Raw genomic sequence first — 841 nt, forward strand, 5'->3', positions numbered from 1 at the left:
ACCTGGGGTTCCACCCCGCTCACGGGCATCCGCCCGAGGCCCCGCCCGGGGCCCGGCCGGGCCCCGGGCGGGGCCTCGGGCGGATGCCCGTGAGCGGGGTGGAACCCCAGGTCAGCGGGTGGGGGAGGCCAGCGGAAGGCGACGCTCCAGGCGGGCGGCGCGGGTGCCGTACAGGGTGATCGACACGACGCCCAGCACCGCGGCCAGCGCCAGCGCCACCGTGGCCGGCCAGCCGGCCGCGTGATAGGCGAGGGCGCCGAGCGTACCGCCGGCGCTGGAGCCGAGGTAGTACGCCGACTGGTACAGCGCGGAGGCCTGCGCCCGGCCCTCGGCCGCCGTCCGGCTCACCGCGGCCGAGGCCACCGCGTGCCCCGCGAAGAACCCGGCGGTCACCAGCACCAGCCCGGCCACGATCGCCGCCAGCGCGTCGGACAGCGACAGCAGCAGACCGGCCGCCGTGGTCAGCACCGCCAGGTACAGCGCGCCGCGCCGCCCCGTACGGGCCACGAGCCCGCCCGCGGCGGCCGAGGAGGCCGTCCCCACCAGGTAGATCAGGAAGATCGACCCGATGACGCCCTGGCCGAGGGAGAACTCGTCGGTCAGCCGGTAGCCGATCACCGTGTACACCGCGCCGAACACCGTCATGAACAGCGCCCCGACCCCGTAGAGCCGCAGCAGCAGCGGGTTGCGCAGGTGGCCGGCGACCGTACGGCCCATCGCCCGGGCGTCCAGCGGGACCGGACGGAAGAACCGGGCCCGCGGCAGCAGCACCAGGAACGCGACCGCGCAGGCCAGCGCCAGCAGCCCGACGGCCGCCAGGCCCACCCGCCAGCCCCCCAGC

At 77.1% G+C, this 841-nt stretch carries 1 protein-coding gene; it reads right to left on the bottom strand.

Features of this window, described 5'->3' with window-relative positions:
* Positions 1–111: 111 nt before the first annotated feature.
* Positions 112–841: MFS transporter (locus tag EF918_RS36220; RefSeq protein ID WP_148141375.1), on the bottom strand; the 730-nt coding region annotated here is incomplete at its 5' end.

The sequence above is a fragment of the Streptomyces sp. WAC06614 genome (assembly GCF_003949795.1).
Taxonomy (GTDB): Bacteria; Actinomycetota; Actinomycetes; order Streptomycetales; family Streptomycetaceae; genus Streptomyces.